At 64.1% G+C, this 16,307-nt stretch carries 14 protein-coding genes; 12 read left to right on the top strand and 2 right to left on the bottom strand.

Annotated features, from left to right (window positions below; genetic code table 11):
- The 6 genes from PspTeo4_RS12670 to PspTeo4_RS12645 all read left to right on the top strand — a co-directional run bounded on the left by PspTeo4_RS12670 (position 1) and on the right by PspTeo4_RS12645 (position 7,412).
- Positions 1-1,842, top strand: coding sequence for an ABC transporter ATP-binding protein (locus tag PspTeo4_RS12670; protein WP_322364105.1), 1,842 nt, complete (start codon positions 1-3; stop codon positions 1,840-1,842).
- Positions 1,839-2,147 carry a (2Fe-2S)-binding protein gene (locus tag PspTeo4_RS12665; RefSeq protein WP_322364104.1) on the top strand — a complete coding sequence of 103 codons (309 nt, stop codon included), beginning with the start codon at positions 1,839-1,841 and terminating at the stop codon, positions 2,145-2,147. Before PspTeo4_RS12670 ends, PspTeo4_RS12665 begins: the two co-directional genes overlap by 4 nt.
- Entirely contained in the window at positions 2,129-3,505 is a 1,377-nt protein-coding gene (locus tag PspTeo4_RS12660) for an NAD(P)/FAD-dependent oxidoreductase (RefSeq protein ID WP_322364103.1), read from the top strand. Before PspTeo4_RS12665 ends, PspTeo4_RS12660 begins: the two co-directional genes overlap by 19 nt.
- Positions 3,502-4,683: an FAD-binding oxidoreductase gene (locus tag PspTeo4_RS12655; RefSeq protein WP_322364102.1), complete on the top strand. Its 1,182-nt coding sequence runs from the start codon at positions 3,502-3,504 to the stop codon at positions 4,681-4,683. The genes PspTeo4_RS12660 and PspTeo4_RS12655 overlap by 4 nt, the downstream gene beginning before the upstream one ends.
- A complete protein-coding gene (gene argE / locus PspTeo4_RS12650) occupies positions 4,683-5,840 on the top strand; it encodes an acetylornithine deacetylase (protein ID WP_322364101.1) in 1,158 nt (385 codons plus the stop codon). Before PspTeo4_RS12655 ends, argE begins: the two co-directional genes overlap by 1 nt.
- Before the next feature lie 114 nt (positions 5,841-5,954).
- Positions 5,955-7,412: an NAD-dependent succinate-semialdehyde dehydrogenase gene (locus tag PspTeo4_RS12645; protein ID WP_322364100.1), complete on the top strand. Its 1,458-nt coding sequence runs from the start codon at positions 5,955-5,957 to the stop codon at positions 7,410-7,412.
- 54 nt (positions 7,413-7,466) lie between these two features.
- Here PspTeo4_RS12645 and PspTeo4_RS12640 read toward each other — a convergent pair whose 3' ends face one another.
- Complete coding sequence (locus tag PspTeo4_RS12640) at positions 7,467-8,393, bottom strand: glyoxylate/hydroxypyruvate reductase A (protein ID WP_322364099.1); 927 nt, start codon at positions 8,391-8,393, stop codon at positions 7,467-7,469.
- A 286-nt stretch (positions 8,394-8,679) separates the two neighbouring features.
- Here PspTeo4_RS12640 and gabT point away from each other — a divergent pair, with 286 nt between their 5' ends.
- The 6 genes from gabT to PspTeo4_RS12610 all read left to right on the top strand — a co-directional run bounded on the left by gabT (position 8,680) and on the right by PspTeo4_RS12610 (position 15,082).
- Positions 8,680-9,978: a 4-aminobutyrate--2-oxoglutarate transaminase gene (gene gabT, locus PspTeo4_RS12635; protein WP_322364098.1), complete on the top strand. Its 1,299-nt coding sequence runs from the start codon at positions 8,680-8,682 to the stop codon at positions 9,976-9,978.
- A gap of 83 nt (positions 9,979-10,061) precedes the next feature.
- Positions 10,062-10,718 carry a 2-haloalkanoic acid dehalogenase gene (locus PspTeo4_RS12630; protein WP_322364097.1) on the top strand — a complete coding sequence of 219 codons (657 nt, stop codon included), beginning with the start codon at positions 10,062-10,064 and terminating at the stop codon, positions 10,716-10,718.
- 48 nt (positions 10,719-10,766) lie between these two features.
- Positions 10,767-11,255 (top strand): Lrp/AsnC family transcriptional regulator, encoded by a 489-nt coding sequence (locus PspTeo4_RS12625; protein ID WP_322364096.1) that lies wholly within the window; start codon positions 10,767-10,769, stop codon positions 11,253-11,255.
- A 369-nt stretch (positions 11,256-11,624) separates the two neighbouring features.
- Positions 11,625-12,401, top strand: a complete 777-nt coding sequence (locus PspTeo4_RS12620) for a DUF4198 domain-containing protein (RefSeq protein ID WP_322364095.1) — start codon at positions 11,625-11,627, stop codon at positions 12,399-12,401.
- Positions 12,402-12,511: 110 nt separating this feature from the next.
- Positions 12,512-13,678, top strand: coding sequence for a DUF1624 domain-containing protein (locus PspTeo4_RS12615; RefSeq protein WP_416196922.1), 1,167 nt, complete (start codon positions 12,512-12,514; stop codon positions 13,676-13,678).
- A 96-nt stretch (positions 13,679-13,774) separates the two neighbouring features.
- Positions 13,775-15,082, top strand: a complete 1,308-nt coding sequence (locus tag PspTeo4_RS12610; protein ID WP_416196952.1) for an OprD family porin — start codon at positions 13,775-13,777, stop codon at positions 15,080-15,082.
- A 62-nt stretch (positions 15,083-15,144) separates the two neighbouring features.
- On the opposite strand, the gene PspTeo4_RS12605 is transcribed toward PspTeo4_RS12610, so the two are convergent.
- Entirely contained in the window at positions 15,145-16,233 is a 1,089-nt protein-coding gene (locus PspTeo4_RS12605; RefSeq protein ID WP_322364092.1) for a tartrate dehydrogenase, read from the bottom strand.
- Positions 16,234-16,307 lie beyond the last annotated feature (74 nt).

Here is a 16,307-nt window from a genome sequence, read left to right as displayed (position 1 = left end):
ATGAGTGATTTGATTCGAGTCGAAGACCTGCGTGTGGTGGCCGATAACGAGCGGGGTGAGGTCGAGATCGTCAAGGGTGTGAGTTTTTCCCTGGCCAAAGGCGAGGTGCTGGCGCTGATCGGCGAGTCGGGCTCGGGCAAGACCACCATCGCCCTGGCACTGCTGGGTTACGCCCGCAACGGTTGTCGCCTGGCCGGTGGCCGGGTGCAGGTGGGCGAGCACAACATGCTTGGCCTGAGCGAGGGCACCCTGCAGGGCCTGCGTGGGCACCGGGTGTCCTACGTAGCCCAGAGCGCCGCTGCAGCCTTCAACCCGGCGAAGAAGCTGATCGACCAGGTGATCGAGGGTGCGCTGATCCATGGGCTGGGTTCACGCAGCGAGCTTCAGGCCAAGGCCATCGAGCTGTTCCGCGACCTGGCACTGCCCAACCCGCAGAGCATCGGCGAGCGCTACCCGCATCAGGTTTCCGGTGGGCAATTGCAGCGGATCATGGCGGCCATGGCCTTGATCAGCGACCCGCTGCTGGTGGTGCTGGACGAGCCCACCACGGCGCTGGATGTGACCACGCAGATCGATGTGCTGCGGGCGTTCAAGCGTGTGGTGCGCGAGCGCGGTGCCACGGCGGTGTATGTCTCCCACGACCTGGCCGTGGTGGCGCAGATGGCAGATCAGATCGTGGTGCTCAATGGCGGCAAGGTGGTTGAGCAGAGCAGCACCCGCGCGCTGCTCAAAGGGCCGTCCGAGGACTACACCCGCAGCTTGCTGGCAGCGGCGCGGCCGGATGCGACCCTGGCGCCAAGCAGCGAAGTGGTTCAGGACGACGTGCTGCTTTCAATCAAGGGCATGACGGCCGGCTACGGCAAGAAGAACCTGCAGGGCATGCCGATGATTCGCGTGCTGGAAGACATTGACTTGACCGTACACCGTGGCCAGGCCATTGGCGTGATCGGTGAGTCGGGCTCCGGCAAGTCGACCTTGGCGCGGGTGGTGGCCGGGCTGCTGACACCGGCCCGTGGCAGCTTGACGTTCGACGGCGCCGAATTGCCGGGCAGCCTGGCTGAGCGCAGCGCCGATCAGTTCCGCCGGATACAGATGGTGTTCCAGAACGCCGACACGGCGCTCAACCCGATGCACAGCATCCACACCATCCTGTCGCGGCCGCTGAAGATGTATTTCGGCCTCAAGGGTGCGCAACTGAACCAGCGCGTCGATGAACTGCTCGACCTGGTGCGCTTGCCGCGCAGCATTGCCGGGCGCCGCCCTGGTGGGTTGTCCGGCGGGCAGAAGCAGCGGGTCAACCTGGCCCGCGCACTGGCCGCCAAGCCGGATCTGATTCTGTGCGACGAGGTGACCTCGGCACTGGACACCGTGGTGGGGGCCGCCATCCTGGAGTTGCTCGGCGACTTGCGCCGTGAGCTGGGCGTGTCGTACCTGTTCATCAGCCATGACATCTCCACGGTACGCGCGCTGTGCGACGACATCGTGGTGATGTACAGCGGCCACAAGGTCCAGCAGGGTAGCCGCGAAGCCTTCAGCACTGAACCGCTGCACCCCTACACCAACCTGCTGGTGCATTCGGTGCCCGAGTTGCGCCAGGGCTGGCTGGAGCACTGCGGCATCACCTGTGGTGAACTCCCACCGATCAGCCCGCCGGAAAATGTCACCGAGCTGTGCAGCTTCCTCAATCGCTGCCCGCTGCGTATCGAAGGCGTGTGCAACAAGACCGCGCCCGGCCGACGTACGCTGGCTGGCGGCAGCGAAATTCTGTGCCACCGCGACGGTGCCGAACTGGGCGTGGGGCGTACGCAAGTGCAAGGTATGAGCGTGAGGGCGTTGGCATGAAAGGGCGGTTTGCAAGGTTGGGAGAGCGTGAACGCTCGACGGTCAGGTTGATTGTCGATGGCGCACCGGTCGAGGCATTGCAGGGCGACACCCTGATGGTCGCGCTGTTGACCCAAGGCGCGTCGCTGCGCGAGTCGGAGTTCGACCCGGGGCGTCGTGCCGGGTTCTGCCTGATGGGCGCGTGCCAGGACTGCTGGGTCTGGACGCGCAGCGGTGAGCGCCTGCGGGCCTGCTCCAGCGAAGTCCGTGAAGGACTGGATATCGTCACCCACCAACCGGAGGCAACATGGCCACTGCGCGGGTAGTCATCGTCGGCGCCGGGCCTGCCGGCACACGCTGTGCACACACCTTGCTCGAGGCAGGCATCAAGCCTGTGCTGATCGACGAGAACCGCCGCGATGGCGGGCAGATCTATCGGCGCCAGCCGGAAGGGTTCAGCCGTGACTACAAGGCTCTGTACGGTAGCGAGGCTGACAAGGCCAAGGCGCTGCACCAGTGCTTCGACCGGTTGCGCGGGCAGATCGACTACCGCCCCGACACCTTGGTCTGGAACCTCACGCCGGGGCAGTTGCACTGCGTCAGCCAGGGCCGGCATTCGGTGGTCGAGTACGACGCGCTGATTCTGTGTACCGGCGCGACCGACCGGCTGATGCCACTGCTGGGTTGGCAACAGCCGGGCACCTACAGCCTGGGCGGGGCGCAGATCGCGCTGAAGGCGCAGTCGGTGTCGATCGGGCACAACGTGGTGTTCATGGGCAGCGGACCGCTGCTGTACCTGGTCGCCAGCCAGTACCTCAAGGCGGGTGCCAAGGTGGCGGCGGTACTCGACACCTCGCCCCTGAGCAAGCGCATCAAGGCCTTGCCCAAGTTGCTGGCCCGGCCCGGTGTGCTGTTCGAAGGCATGAAGTTGCTGGCGCGCCTGTACCGGGCCAAGGTTCCGGTGCTGCTGGGCGTTCAGCCGCTGGAAATCCTTGGGGATGGCCAGCAGGGCGTCAGCGGGGTACGTATCAACCGCGCCGATGGCCAGCAGTTGCAGATTCAATGCGATGCACTGGCATTGGGTTACCACCTGCGCCCGGAAACCCAGCTGGCGGACCTGGCCGGTTGCCGGATGCAGTTCGATGAAGTGTCCGGGCAGTGGATGCTGGCGCTCGATGAAGATGGCCGCACCTCGGTTGAAGGTGTGTATGCCGCAGGGGATGGCACCCGGGTGCGTGGCGCCGATGCCGCCGAGCAGGCTGGCCGGTTGGCTGCGATGGCCGTGCTGAACGACCTGCAGCGGCCCGCGGACGCCAGTGCCCAACAGGCGTGCAGGCAGTCGCTGGCGGTGATGGAGCAGTTTCGCGTCGGCCTGTGCGAGGCGTTTCCATGGCCTGCAGCCCAGGCCAAGGCCCTGCCGGACGAGGCCATTGTCTGTCGCTGCGAAATGATCAGCGCCGGAGAGCTGCGTGCGGTGGTGCGCGAGAAGGGCGCGTGCGAAGTCAACCGGGCCAAGGCCTTCAGCCGGGTCGGCATGGGCCGTTGCCAGGGGCGTTACTGCTCGCAGGCGGGGGCGCAGATCATTGCGGCCGAGGCGGGCGTTGCCGTGGAAATCGTAGGCCGTCAACGTGGCCAGGCACCGGTCAAACCCTTGTCGATGCACAAACACGAGGTGTCCTCATGAAGGCGCACAAAAGCGATGTCCTGATCGTGGGCGGGGGCTTCATGGGCGCCGCGTCGGCGTTTTTCCTGCGTCAGCGTGGGCGTTCCGTCACGCTGCTGGAACGTGACCAGATTGGCCAGTACGCCAGTGGCGTGAACTTCGGCAACGTTCGTCGCCAGGGACGCGCCCTGTGTCAGCTGGACCTGGCCAACCGCTCCTGGGCGTTGTGGAAGCGCTTGCCGGAACTGATTGGCGAAGACCTCGAATTCCTGCCCAGTGGCCACATGCGGGTGTGCTACGACGAAGCGCACATCGAAGAATTGCGCGCCTACGCCGCTGCGCCTGAAGCCCGGGCGCTGGACCTTGAGGTGATCACCGGCAAGGCCTTGCATGAGCGTTTCGGGTTTCTCGGGCCAGAGGTGAAAGCCGGCTCCTATGCGCCTCACGACGGCCATGCGAACCCGCGTCTGGCCGCCCCGGCGTTTGCCCGTGCGGCCGTTCGGGCCGGGGCGCGGGTCGAGGAGCACACCGAGGTCCGCGATGTGCAGAAAATTGCCGGGCAGTTTCATGTCACCACGGTCGATGGCCAGTTGTTCATCGCCGAGCAATTGCTGATCACCGCCGGTGCGTGGGGCTCGAAGCTGTCCGAACAGTTCGGCGAGCCGGTACCGCTGGAAACCCACGGCCCGCAAATGGCGGTCACCGAGCCGGTGCCTTACTCGCTGCCGACCGTGATCGGGGTGTTCACCAAGATTCCGGAGGAGGTGATCTACTTCCGGCAGATCGCCCGCGGCAACATCGTCATCGGCGGGGGCTATCGCAGCCGTCCGGACATGCTCACCCGGCGCGTCCAGGTGGAACCGCGCAGCACCCTCAACCAGATCGAACAGATGCAACGGCTGCTGCCGGCTGCAGTGAACCTGAACATCATTCGGGTGTGGAGCGGCATCGAAAGCTACACGCCCGACTCGCTGCCGGTGATCAGCGCCAGCGGCAAGGTGGACGGCCTGTTCTATGCCTTTGGCTTCTGCGGGCATGGCTTCCAGCTGGGCCCAGGCGTAGGGGATGTGATGGCCGAGTGGATGAGTACCGGGCAGACCAGCACCCATGTGGCGCCGTTCGATGTCCGTCGGTTTTCGCCGCAGCCTGCCGTGCAGGCGGGTGAGCGGTTAGCCCTTCATAGCGTGAGCAAAGCCTGATGAAAACGCGTGTACTGGATATTCTCAAGCGGCTGGTGGCCTTCGATACCGTCTCCAGCGAGTCGAACCTGGCGTTGATCGACTACGTGCGCGCACTGCTTGCCAGCCACGGCATCGAGTCGTTGATCGTCAAGGATGAAAGCGGTCGCAAGGCCAACCTGTTCGCCAGCGTCGGCCCGCGTGAGCTGCCTGGCATCGTGTTGTCCGGCCATACCGATGTGGTACCGGCCGCGGGCCAGGCCTGGACGCTGCCGGCGTTCGAGGCCACGGTCAGGGACGGGCGCGTGTATGGCCGTGGGACCTGCGACATGAAAGGCTTCATCGCGCTGGCCATCGACGCGATGATCGAAGCCGCGCAGCAGCCGTTGACCCGACCGCTGCAATTGGCGCTGTCACACGACGAAGAGATCGGCTGTGTTGGGGTTCGGCGCCTGCTGGACGTGCTCGACCTGGCGCCTTTGCGCCCGTTCCTGTGTGTGGTCGGCGAACCCACCCAGATGCAGTTCGCCCTGGGTCACAAGGGTAAAAGTTCGTACCGCGTCTGCTGCCATGGCCAGGAAGCGCACTCATCGCTGGCACCGCAGGCGGTCAATGCCATTCACCTGGCCAGCGACTTCATGTCGGTGTTGCGCGAAAGCCAGCATCGAATCCAGCAGCAGGGCACACGGGACGAGGGTTACGATGTGCCCTACAGCACGCTGCACATCGGCCGTATCGACGGTGGCAAGGCACTGAACATCGTGCCGAACCTGTGCACCCTGGAGTTCGAGTTCCGCAACCTGCCCGCCGACGACCCGGAGCGCTTGCTGGGTGAGTTGCGCGAGCGTGCCGAGGCGTTGGTGCGCGAAGCGAAGCAAGTGTCTGCCGCTGCGGCGATAGACATCGAGGTGATGAACGAGTACCCGGGGTTGGATACTCACCCCAGTGTCGAGGCGGTGCGCTTGATGCACAGCTTCGCGGTACCGGATACCCGTCACATCAAGGTGTCGTTCGGCACCGAGGGCGGGCTGTTCGCCAACCGCCTCGATGTGCCAGTGGTGGTCTGCGGCCCCGGCTCGATCGAGCAGGCGCACAAGCCTGACGAGTTCATCGAGGTCAGCCAGCTGCAGGCGGGCGAGCAGTTCCTGCAGACGCTGCTTGCGTCGCTGAAGCAGTAGAGCCTGCCGCGCAGGCACGAATTTCAGCATCTGCCGCTGCCTGCGCCGTGCTTTCAGCATCCTGTTCCAAGGCACCTGCATAGACTGGCTAATGTCTTGGAACAGGATCCGATCATGCTGAATACTCAACTGAAAGACCCCAGCCTGCTGGCGGAACGTGCCTACGTCGATGGCCAGTGGATCAGCGCCGACGATGGCGCGACGCTGGCGATTCTCGACCCCGCCAGCGGTGAATGCCTGGCCCATGTGCCGGCCCTGCAAGCGGCAGAAACCCAACGCGCCATCGACGCCGCCGAACGGGCCTGGCCGGCCTGGCGGGCGCTTCCTGCCGCTGCGCGAGCACAGCTGCTGGAGCGCTGGTACCAGGCCATGCTCGACAACCTCGACGACCTGGCACTGATCATGACCCGCGAGCAGGGCAAGCCGCTCAGCGAAGCCAAGGGCGAAGTGCGTTATGGCGCCAGCTTCGTCAAATGGTTTGCCGAAGAGGCCCGCCGCGCCTATGGCCAGACACTGCCTGCACCCAGCGACGACCGCCGCGTGATGACCATCAAGCAGCCGGTGGGTGTGTGCGCCGCCATCACCCCTTGGAACTTCCCCAACGCGATGATCACCCGCAAGTGCGCGCCGGCGCTGGCAGCGGGCTGCCCGATCATCGTCAAACCGTCCGACCTCACACCGCTGTCGGCACTGGCGCTGGCGGTGCTGGCCGAGCGGGTTGGCATTCCGGCTGGGGTGTTCAGTGTCGTCACCGGCATGCCCGTGGGTATCGGCCAGGCGCTGACCGAAAGCCCGGCGGTGCGCAAGATCTCCTTCACCGGCTCCACGGCGGTCGGGCGCCTGTTGATGCGCCAGAGCGCCGAACACATCAAGCGCCTGAGCCTGGAGCTGGGCGGCAACGCCCCGTTCATCGTGTTCGATGACGCCGACCTTGAGCAGGCGGTCGCGGGGGTGATGCAGAGCAAGTTTCGCAACGCCGGACAAACCTGTGTGTGCGCCAACCGCATTCTGGTGCAGGCCGGGATCTACGAGCGTTTCGCCCAGCGTCTGGTGGAGGAGGTGGCCAGGCTCAAGGTCGGCAATGGCCTGCAGGACGGGGTGACCATTGGCCCGTTGATCAATGCCGCCGCCGTCGACAAGGTGGCCCGCCATATCGACGATGCGCTGAGCCGGGGGGCAAAGCTGTTGTTCGGTGGCAGTGTCCAGGCCGACCAGCAGTTCGTGCAACCGACGGTGCTGGGGGACACCCATGCCGGCATGCTGCTGGCCAACGAGGAAACCTTCGGCCCGGTGGCGCCGCTGATGCGTTTCACCGATGAAGCCGAGGCGTTGGCCCTGGCCAATGCCACGCCTTATGGGCTGGGTGCCTACTACTTCACCCAGAACCTCAGCCGTGCCTGGCGCTTTGGCGAGGCGCTGGAGTTCGGCATGGTTGGCTTGAACACCGGCATCATTTCCATGGAAGTGGCGCCGTTTGGTGGCATCAAGCAGTCAGGCCTGGGCCGCGAGGGTTCCAGCCTTGGGCTGGACGAGTACCTGGAGGTCAAGGCGTTTCATGTAGGCGGCCTTTGAACCTGGCGGCCTGGGGCGACGGTGGACGCCAGACGCTGCGCGTCCACCCGCGGGTCAGTACCCTTGTTGACGGTCCACCAGCCCTTGCATGGGCTCGCCACGCGCGAAGCGCCGGATGTTTTCCAGCAGGTTGGGGAAGGCGCTTTCAGGTTGGGTCATGGCGGCAATGTGCGGCGTCAGCAGAATGTTCGGGTGTTTCCAGAACGGGTGTTGTGCGGCCGCTGGCTCCTGTTGCAGTACATCGAGCACCGCCGCACTGAGCTGGCCGCTGTCCAGTGCGTCCAGCAGGTCCTGCTCCACCAGGTGGCCGCCACGGCCCATGTTGATCAGCGCCGCACCGGGGGGCAACTGCTCGAACAGTTCACGGTTCAGGATCCCCTGGGTCTGCCCGGTCAAGGGCAATGCGCACAGCAGGATGTCGCACTGGGCGAGGAAGGCTGGCAGCTGTTCGACGCCGGCATGGCAGCTCACGCCCTGAATGTGATGCTGGCTGCGCGCCCAGCCCGACAGGGCGAAGCCGAAAGGTTTGAGGCTCGACAGAATATGCTGCGCCTGCAGCCCCAACCCCATCACCCCAATGCGTCGTTTCGCGGCCGGTACCAGGTGATGGGCCTGCCATTGCCCAAGCAGCTGTTGCTGACGATAGCGCAGCATGTCGCGGTGCAGCCCCAGCACCGCGAAGCAAGCGTACTCGCTCATGCCCTGGCTGATGCCGGGGTCGAGCAAGCGCACCAGCGGCAGCGTTGGCGGAATACGGCCCAGGTCGAGTTGGTCGACGCCCGCCGACAGGGCGAACAGCACCTTGAGGTTGGGCAAGGTCTGCTCGAGGTCGTCCGGCGCCAGCCAGGCGGCGAGGTACTCGATGTCTTCGGGGTTGCCGATGTCGGGCCAGATGCGAAATTCGATATCCGGGGCGTGTTCGGCGAACAAGGCTTTCCATCGTTCGCCGCGCACGGGGTCAGCTTTGTAGAGCAGGGCCATATGCAGTACCTGGGTGGCTTGAAAGGGGTCTTCATAATGCCTGAGCGGCGGAGCACGATCTGTCGAAAGCGCTTGGCCTGGCGGCGCGTGGCGTCTGCAATCAAGCGCTGGCCAGCAGATTCGGCGGTGCTTGCCGGTGCTGATGGATTCTGCCGTTTGCAGGGGTGAAAACAGTCGATCCGGGTTTCTCGACGGGCAAGTTCGGCTAAGTCGGCTCCAGCGAACCTTTAACCTGATTGCCATCGCAGCCACTTGCCGAGTGCTCGGCACCTCAAAGGGAAATGCCATGAACAGCAAAGTAGACGAAGCCCCTCATCTGTTGCATCAACGCGACCAGTACGTGCCCCGCGGTATCGTCACCGCCCACCCGGTGGTGATCGACCGCGCCCAGGGCGCCGAGGCCTGGGACGTGGATGGCAGGCGCTACCTGGACTTCGTCGGCGGCATCGGCGTGCTCAACATCGGCCACAATCACCCCAGCGTGGTCGCGGCCGTGCAGGCCCAGTTGGCGCGCATCACCCACGCCTGCTTCCAGGTGGTCGCCTACCAGCCCTACATCGAACTGGCCAAGCGCCTGTCGCACATGGTGGGCGGTGACCAAGCGCACAAAGCGGTGTTTTTCACCTCCGGTGCCGAAGCGGTCGAGAACGCCATCAAGATCGCCCGCGCCCACACCAAGCGCTCGGCCGTGATCGCGTTTCGCGGCGGTTTTCATGGCCGCACGTTGCTGGGCACGACCCTGACCGGCATGAGCCAGCCGTACAAGCAGAACTTCGGGCCGTTCGCCCCCGAGGTGTTCCACACGCCCTATCCTGATGCCTACCGTGGGGTAAGTACCGAGATGGCGCTTGCCGCGCTGCACGAGTTGCTGGCCACCCAGGTGGCAGCCGAACGCGTGGCAGCCATCATCATCGAGCCGGTGCAGGGCGATGGCGGCTTCCTCGCCGCCCCGGTCGAATTCATGCAGGCCCTGCGCAGCCTCACCGAACAACACGGCATCGTGCTGATCTGCGACGAGATCCAGACCGGCTTTGGCCGTACCGGCAAGATGTTCGGCTTCCAGCATTCCGGCATCCAGCCCGACCTGGTCACGGTGGCCAAGAGCCTGGCCGGCGGCCTGCCACTGTCGGGCGTGGTGGGGCGTGCGGCGATCATGGACGCGCCACTGCCGGGTGGCCTGGGCGGCACTTACGGTGGCAACGCCTTGGCCTGCGCGGCGGCCCTGGCGGTGATCGATACCTATGCCCGCGAAGGGCTGGTGGAGCGCGGGCAGCGTCTTGGCCAGCGCCTGGCGGACGGGCTGCGCGCGCTGCAGGCCCGCTACCGGCAGATTGGCGATGTGCGTGCCACAGGCTTCATGGTCGCCATGGAACTGGTCAAGGATGACGCGCTGGCAAGCCCCGATGCCGACCTCACCCAGCAGGTCATCGACCAGGCCAGGGCGGGCGGCCTGCTGGTGATCAAGTGCGGCGTGCACCGCAACGTGGTGCGCTTCCTGGCACCTTTGGTGACAACCGACGCACAGGTCGACGAAGCCCTGAGCATTCTCGACACAGCATTGGCATGCGTCTTGATCAAGAAATGAACCTGGTGCCCCAAGCCGGACTTGTTATTGCCGGTGAGGGGCACTTGATTCGATGACCGTTGCACAGGAGGTTTACGATCGTCATGGCGCTGACTGACTACCGCGTGTTGTTGATCGACTGCGATGAGGTGCTGGTGGACCGCGACTCCGGCGTGTGGGCGGCCTTGCAGCCGTTGCTCGAAGGGCGAAAGCCGATGCCGGAAAGGGCCGGGTTGCTGGCTGAATACAAGGCGGTGATGCGCTCTTTGCTCCCGCGTTTCGATGAACTGGGCTTCAGCGGCATGCTGTGTTTTGCCCATCGGCACATGGCCGAGCGCCTGGGCAGCAAGGCCAGTTGGGAGGAGAACCTGACGTTCGCCCGCTCGGTGCCCCACTGGCCACTGTTCGAGGATGCACCCGGCGCCATGCTGTACCTGCGCAAGTTCTATCGCCTGTTGGTGCTGGTCGATCGCAATATCGAGGATCGCGGGCAGTTGTGCGAGCGCCTGGGCCTTGAACCGGATGACCTGCTGTCCTCGGCGGCGCACCCGCTGGACCAGTCGCACTGGCTCAGAGACCTGGGTGTCGAACCCCGTGAAGCGTTGCTGGTGACCCGTGAGCCCGCCCAGGCTCCTGCGTCCGCCGGCTTGTGCCTGATTCGCCGGGCGCGCCTGGAGCATCGCCAGCCGTGCACGGCGGACGTCTGCATCAGCAGCATGGCCGACCTGGTGCGCCAGCATCAGGTCTCATTACGGCGCTGATTTTGCTAGAAGATTGGTCTACTCCTGGCAGTAACAAAGAGGCGTGGCATGGAAGGTTTGCTGAAGCTGGATCGGATCGACATCAACATTCTGGTCGAATTGCAGAAAGACGGGCGCATGACCAACGTCAGCCTGGCCGATGCCGTGGGGCTGTCGGCCAGCCCCTGTCTGCAACGGGTCAAACGCCTTGAGGCGGCGGGTTTCATCTCCAGCTACAAGGCCCACCTCAACCTGGCGAAGATCACCGAGTCGGTGACGGTGTTCACCGAAGTCTCGCTCAGTGACCACAAGCGTGAGGACTTCGCCAAGTTCGAGTCGAACATCCGCCTGGTCGACGAGGTGCTCGAATGCCACCTGATCAGCGGCGGCTACGACTACCTGGTGCGGTTCATGACCCGCAGCATCCAGCATTACCAAGAGGTGATCGAGGAGTTGCTGGACCGTAACATCGGCATCGCCAAGTACTTCAGCTACATCGTCATCAAGTCGCCTGTCATGAAAGAAGGCGTGCCCCTGCGCAAGCTCCTGCGCCACTGATATTCCCTCCGCAGCGCCCAGGCCTGGATCGCTATCCAGTTTCCTGGGGGCAGCCCAACGCCCCAAAACTTGCGCCATCCCTGTGGGAGAACACCCAGCCCTTTCCGGGTGAGTGATCTCCCACGGTTGCTGCACACGCATCTGCACCGTCAATGCACATTTTTCCCGCAACGCAAGGCGCCGCGCTCCAGCCTGGCGCAGGCCGCATTTAACGCTGTTTGCCGTGGCAAAACGAAATTTCATTGGCCTGCCGGTTATGAAAATGAAACAAATTTCATTTTTCCCTGGGTTGTAATTCATCTGGCAGGACAGGGCGCTCCAGGGCATCGGCCAGGGGCATGGTTCCATCGAATGCACAGGTAACCGCGAATGAAAAGAAGGTTCTCGGCACTGTTGTTGGGGTACGGATTGTTGAGTGGCATCGGTGGCGCGCAGGCGCACCAGATCTGGTTCGAACACACCTCGCCGCAGGCGTTGGTGCTGCATTACGGCGAGTACGACAAGAACATGCTCGAAGTGACCCCTGGCGGGCTGGACCGCTTTCAGGCGCTGAAGGGCTGGTCGGCACAGGGCGCCACTGCGCTGAAGCTGGAGCGCCAGCGCGACGCTTTCACCGTCGCCTACCAACCGGCCGTGCAAGACTCGCTGCTGGCGGCTGACCCGCATTACCCAATCTTCGAACTGCATGAGCAGGGCAAGAAACTGAAGGCTTACTGGACCCCCGCTACCCGTTGGGTCGGCGACCTGCGTCAGCGCCAGCCCGTGCTGGAGCTGGACATCGTGCCCACCGGGGAGGAAGAGGGCGCGACCGCGCAGTTCCAGGTGTTCTACCAGCAAAAACCGCTGGCCGATCAGGCCGTGCTTCTGGAAACCGGGCCAGGCCAGGTGTTCACCCAGACCTCCGATGCAAACGGCAAGGTCAGCTTCGAACTGCCGTGGCAAGGCACCTATGTGGTGGCAGCCGAATACAAGGTGAACGCGCCCGGCCAACGCCTGGATCCGCAACAGCAGCCACAGGCCTATGACGTAAGAAGCTTCAGCTCGACCTTGTCGTTCCATCGCAGCACCGGCCAGGCGCCGTTGCCGCGAGCACCCTCGCAACTGCCGGCCTCGGAGAAGGCACGGCTGGCCAAGGCGTCGGACTGAACGCACCGGCTGCCACACCCCGGCCTTTGCGGCGGGCTTTCGACCACTGCTCGACAACGTGAGTAACTCAAATGTCCCTTACCTCTGAAGTAACGGGGCGGGTGGGAGCCATGGCTTCTGCACGCCCGGCGGCATCTGTCGTGGCCAACACCCGAATGCTGGCGATCGACGCCCTGCGCGGCTTCGTCATGCTGTGCATGCTGGTGGACCATGTGCGGGAAACCTTCCTGCTGCACCGCCAGGTCACCGACCCCATCGACGCCCTGAGCGTCACGCCAGACTTGTACTTCACCCGCATGCTCAGCGAAATCTGTGCGCCGGTGTTCATCTTCCTGACCGGTTTGTCGGCGTACCTGTACAGCCAGAAGCACACCCTCAAGGAAACCTCGGTGTTCCTGCTCAAGCGTGGCCTGTTCCTGGTGGTGCTGGAGCTGACCGTGGTGTGCTTTGCCTGGAACGCCGAGTTCCCACCGAAGACATTATGGTTGCAGGTGATCTGGTGCATCGGCATCTGCATGATCGTGCTGGCCGGCCTGTTGCACTTCAAGCGCAGCTGGCTGGTGGTGGCGGGGCTGGTCATCGTCGCCGGGCACAACCTGTTCGACGGCGTGGTTGTCGGGCCGGACTCTCCCTTCTATGTGCCGTGGTCGATCCTGCACCAGCGTGTGTTCATCGACCTCACCGACTTCACCCGCGCCCGCACCACCTACCCAGTGCTGCCCTGGATTGGCGTGATCCTGCTTGGCTGGGGCATCGGCCCGTGGTTCGGCAAGGATGTGGAGCCGGCCCGGCGCACTGCGCGCCTGGTGAAGCTGGGGCTCTGCGTGCTGGTTGCCTTCGTGTTCATCCGCTACCTCAATGTGTACGGCGAAAAACCGTGGGTGCATACCGGCGATGCGCTGCGCACGTTCATGAGCTTCATGAGTGCCACCAAGTATCCGCCTTCGCTGATGTTCCTGATGCCGACGCTGGGCCTTGGCCTGCTGTTGCTGGCGCTGTTCGAAAAGTTGCAGGACCGCTGGTCCACTGCGCAACTGGCGGTCTATGGTGGCGCACCGATGTTTTTCTACCTGTTGCATCTGTACGTGCTCAAGGCCATGTACCTGGTATCCGTGGCGATCTGGGGCACCAACCAGGGCAACTACTACGGTTTCGATGACCTGCCGGCCGTGTGGCTGTGGAGCGTGATCCTGGGCGTGCTGCTGTTCTTCCCCACGCGCTGGTTCGCCAATCTCAAGCAACGACGCCGCGACATCGCCTGGCTCAAATACCTCTGACCCGATCACGGCGCCCGCAGGACGGGCGCCCGTGTCGAGGACCGACCGCTTTCCGGGAGTTCATCTGTGAAGATCATTTCGACACCCGCCTTGATCATGGCGTTGGGTGGGCAGTCCCTGCTTGCCCAGGCTTCGGAGCAAGACAACAGCAAGGGCTTTGTGGCGGACAGCCAGTGGAGCCTGTTCAACCGCGTGTTGTACGACCGCCGCGACTACCGGCATGGTGCGTTGAGCAATGGCGCACGCAACGCCTACAAACCCAGGTCCGAGCGCAGCGACCTGGCCGAGGAGGCGGCGTACGGCCTGATGGGCGACTTCAGTTCGGGGTTCACCACCGGCACCGTCGGCCTGGGCCTGGATGCGCATGTCTATGTCGGCCGTGAGCTGGACAGCGGCGGAGGCCGGGCCGGCAAGGCGCGGCTGCTGGCCATCGACAACGAAGGCCATCCCAAGCGTGAGTTCAGCCGCGGGGGCGTCGCGGCGAAAGTGCGGGTTTCCTCGACCGAGCTTCGGTACGGTGAGCAACGGGTCAAGACGCCGATCTTTTCCTCCTCCGACAGCCGTCTGTTGCCGGAAACGGCCACCGGTTGGTTCCTGAGCAGCCGTGAATTGCCCAAGACCACACTCTACGCCGGGCGTTTCAACGAAAGCACCGACCGCAACGCCAACAGCCATGACCGGGGGTTCGTGGTCAATTACTCGAATGGCAGGCAAGGTGATCGTTATGAACTGGTAGGTATCCGCAATTCGGCGCTGGATGGGCTGACAGCCAGTCTGTTCAGCGGCAATTACGAAGACTCGTGGCGCCAGCACTACCTCGGTGTGTTCTACACCCTGCCTTTGAATCAGCAGCAGCAACTGACCTTCGACCTCAACCTGTACCGCACCCAGGACACCGGCAAGGCGCTGTCCGGCGAAATCGACAACACCAGCTGGAGCCTGCTCACCACCTACCACTTCAACGCCCACAGCGTGGGCCTGGGTTACCAGAAAATCGACGGCGGCACCCCGTTCGACTACGTGACCCGAGGGGCGATCTTCCTGAGCAATGCCGTGGCGCTGTCCGATTTCAACGGCCCAGGGGAGGCGTCCTGGCTGGCGCGTTACGACCTGAACATGGCCGGCTTGGGTGTGCCGGGGCTGTCGTTCTCGGCGCTTTATGTGCGTGGCAGTGGTATCGATGGCACAAAGATGGACCCCGCCGGCGGCTACAGCTGGCTGGGATACGGCAAGGATGGCCGACACTGGGAGCGCGACCTGCAAGCCAAGTACGTGGTGCAGTCGGGGCCGGCGCGCAATCTTGCGATCACGTTGCGCCATGCCGTGCACCGTGGCAACAAGGCGCAAGCCGAGCTGGACGCCGACCAGGTGCGTCTGGCCATCGAGTATCCACTGGGCGGGTAGGGGGTCGTGGGCAAGCCGGCCTGGGCTGTCCGTCAGCCCAGGCTGGGTTTCAGCAGGTGGGCTCAGCGTTCGGCCACGCGCCGCGCAATGGCCTGGCCCACGTCCTGGGTGGAGCACTGGCCGCCCATGTCGCGGGTCACCTGCCCGTCGGCAATCACCTGCTCGATGGCGGCGAGAATATCGTCATGGGCTGCGGTGTAGCGCGGGTCGCCCTGGCCAAGGAACTCCAGCATCATGGCGCCCGACCAGATCATGGCGATCGGGTTGGCGATGTTCTTGCCATGGATGTCCGGTGCCGAGCCATGCACCGGCTCGAACAGGGAAGGGAACCTGCGCTCGGGGTTGAGGTTGGCCGATGGCGCTATGCCAATGGTGCCGGCGCAGGCGGGGCCCAGGTCGGACAGGATGTCGCCGAACAGGTTGGACGCCACCACCACGTCGAAGCGCTCCGGCTGGAGCACGAAGCGGGCGCAGAGAATGTCGATGTGCTGTTTGTCCCAGCTGATGTCCGGGTAGTGGGCGGCCATGGCTGCGGTGCGTTCGTCCCAGTAGGGCATGCTGACGGCCATGCCGTTGGACTTGGTCGCCGAGGTCACGTGCTTGCGCTCGCGCGTTTGCGCCACCTCGAAGGCGTACTTGAGGATGCGGTCCACGCCTCGGCGGGTGAACACCGACTCCTGCAGCACGAATTCGTTGTCGGTGCCTTCGAACATGCGACCGCCCAGGGACGAGTACTCACCTTCGGTGTTTTCGCGAATCACCACGAAGTCGATATCGCCTGGTGCCTTGTTCGCCAACGGGCAGGGCACGCCTGGGAACAGGCGTACAGGGCGAATGTTCACGTACTGGTCGAACTCGCGACGGAACTTGAGCAACGAGCCCCACAGGGAAATATGGTCCGGAACTTTGTCCGGCCAACCGACCGCGCCGAAGTACAGGGCGTCGAATCCCTTCAACTGCTCGAACCAGTCATCTGGCATCATCTTGCCGTGCTGCAGGTAGTAGTCGCAGCTGGCCCACTCGAAGTGCTCGAACTCAAGGTTCAGGCCATGTTTGCTCGCGGCGGTCTGGACAACGTGCAAGCCTTCAGGAAGCACTTCATTTCCGATGCCGTCGCCGGCAATGGCTGCGATACGAAATGTCTTGCTCATGTTTTGCCTCTCGATGATGGTGTTGGCGACAGGCTTTCAATGGTAAGGAGCGGCCACCTGAACATAACCCTCGA

The organism is Pseudomonas sp. Teo4 (genome assembly GCF_034387475.1).
Classification (GTDB): Bacteria; Pseudomonadota; Gammaproteobacteria; order Pseudomonadales; family Pseudomonadaceae; genus Aquipseudomonas.
The sequence above is the reverse complement of the archived record's forward strand: the minus strand, read 5'-3'. Positions and strand labels throughout refer to the sequence as shown.

Excerpts from the sequence above, each read along its gene's own strand:
- PspTeo4_RS12640 (WP_322364099.1), bottom strand. The coding sequence starts at position 8,393 with ATGGCCCTGCTCTACAAAGCTGACCCCGTGCGCGGCGAACGATGGAAA.
- PspTeo4_RS12630 (WP_322364097.1), top strand. The coding sequence starts at position 10,062 with ATGGCGCTGACTGACTACCGCGTGTTGTTGATCGACTGCGATGAGGTG.
- PspTeo4_RS12665 (WP_322364104.1), top strand. The coding sequence starts at position 1,839 with ATGAAAGGGCGGTTTGCAAGGTTGGGAGAGCGTGAACGCTCGACGGTC.
- PspTeo4_RS12625 (WP_322364096.1), top strand. The coding sequence starts at position 10,767 with ATGGAAGGTTTGCTGAAGCTGGATCGGATCGACATCAACATTCTGGTC.
- PspTeo4_RS12670 (WP_322364105.1), top strand. The coding sequence starts at position 1 with ATGAGTGATTTGATTCGAGTCGAAGACCTGCGTGTGGTGGCCGATAAC.
- PspTeo4_RS12610 (WP_416196952.1), top strand. The coding sequence starts at position 13,775 with ATGGCGTTGGGTGGGCAGTCCCTGCTTGCCCAGGCTTCGGAGCAAGAC.
- PspTeo4_RS12660 (WP_322364103.1), top strand. The coding sequence starts at position 2,129 with ATGGCCACTGCGCGGGTAGTCATCGTCGGCGCCGGGCCTGCCGGCACA.
- PspTeo4_RS12605 (WP_322364092.1), bottom strand. The coding sequence starts at position 16,233 with ATGAGCAAGACATTTCGTATCGCAGCCATTGCCGGCGACGGCATCGGA.
- PspTeo4_RS12655 (WP_322364102.1), top strand. The coding sequence starts at position 3,502 with ATGAAGGCGCACAAAAGCGATGTCCTGATCGTGGGCGGGGGCTTCATG.
- argE (WP_322364101.1), top strand. The coding sequence starts at position 4,683 with ATGAAAACGCGTGTACTGGATATTCTCAAGCGGCTGGTGGCCTTCGAT.
- PspTeo4_RS12620 (WP_322364095.1), top strand. The coding sequence starts at position 11,625 with ATGAAAAGAAGGTTCTCGGCACTGTTGTTGGGGTACGGATTGTTGAGT.
- PspTeo4_RS12615 (WP_416196922.1), top strand. The coding sequence starts at position 12,512 with ATGGCTTCTGCACGCCCGGCGGCATCTGTCGTGGCCAACACCCGAATG.
- PspTeo4_RS12645 (WP_322364100.1), top strand. The coding sequence starts at position 5,955 with ATGCTGAATACTCAACTGAAAGACCCCAGCCTGCTGGCGGAACGTGCC.
- gabT (WP_322364098.1), top strand. The coding sequence starts at position 8,680 with ATGAACAGCAAAGTAGACGAAGCCCCTCATCTGTTGCATCAACGCGAC.